The organism is Parabacteroides sp. Y3-G-102 (assembly GCF_023656845.1).
GTDB classification, from domain to species: Bacteria; Bacteroidota; Bacteroidia; order Bacteroidales; family Tannerellaceae; genus Parabacteroides; species Parabacteroides distasonis.
Window position 1 is genome coordinate 1 of record NZ_JAMOKU010000105.1, and the last position, 1194, is coordinate 1194.

Annotated in this window: 1 protein-coding gene and 1 pseudogene; both read left to right on the forward strand. The window is 45.6% G+C overall.

The window, feature by feature from the left end; all coding sequences use genetic code 11:
- Positions 1 to 259 (forward strand): hypothetical protein (locus NBH16_RS23240; RefSeq protein ID WP_250789133.1); only part of this gene is annotated, 259 nt, incomplete at its 5' end.
- A 35-nt stretch (positions 260 to 294) separates the two neighbouring features.
- Positions 295 to 1194, forward strand: a pseudogene (locus NBH16_RS23245) (IS3 family transposase); the annotation flags it as partial.

The window sequence follows — 1194 nt, forward strand, 5'->3', positions numbered from 1 at the left end:
AAAAAAATTAGGGGTGAGCCGTTCTAGAGTTTACAGTGGATTGAGTATCTTTGAGCGTGATAACCCCCAAGAGGCAGCGATGATGAAAAAGCAAGGCAAGGATGTAACCGAGGAAGATTACAAAAAGTTATTGAATGAGATCTCCTCTCTCAAGAAGGATTTAGCCCAGGAACGCTTGCGTGCGGACTTTTATGAGGAAATGGTGGCCTTTGGTAAGGAAGTATATGGTATTGACTTAAAAAAAGCTGGCACCAAGTAGCATCCAGGCTTCACGGCAGGGACAAGAGGCTCTACGGCATTGTCCCCCTGTGCCGTCTACTTGGTGTAAGTAAACAAGCCTATTATAAACATGGAAACAAACTGATGCAAAAACTGGCATTGGAATCCTTTGTCGTAGAATATGTCAAGGAAGTGCGTGGCAAGGATCCCGGAATCGGAGGCAACAAGCTCTGGCTGATGTACCAGGCTCGGTTCGGTGATGATAACAGCGTGGGTTACAATCGTTTTTACGATATTCTGGATCGTTACTCTTTAAAAGTTCGTAAACGTCGCCATCGTACCATGACTACGGATTCGAACCATGATTACCCGGTTTATCCCAATTTGGTTAAAGAACTGATACCGGACGGCCCATGCCAGTTGGTAGTCAGCGATATGACTTACATATTTTTGGGAGTAAACCCTGAAAGCGGAAAAAATATTTTTTGTTATTTGTCAGTTGTTACCGACGCTTACAGCAAAGAGATTATTGGATATAGCGTGGGTAAGACACTGGAGGCACGGTATCCTTTGGAAGCCTTGGAAATGGCCATCAGCCATTATCCCGGAAAAGATTTGTCCGGTTTGATCCACCATTCCGACCGTGGTGTCCAATATGCCAGTTCCGTGTATACGGAGCGTCTGAGGAAATGCAAAATAAGCATAAGCATGACCGAGGGCGGAAATCCCAAGGAGAACGCCATCGCGGAACGGATAAACAACACGATTAAGAATGAGCTACTTATGGATATGGAGTTTAATCATATCTCCCAGGTAAAAGCCGCCGTGGCATCAGCCGTTGATTTCTACAACCATGAGCGTCCGCATTGGAGTTTGGACGGGATGACTCCGGCGCAGGCCGCCGAGTGTAAGGGAGAGCTGAAGAAGAGATGGAAGAGTTTTCGGGAAATTGCCATTAAAAATCAAAACAATATG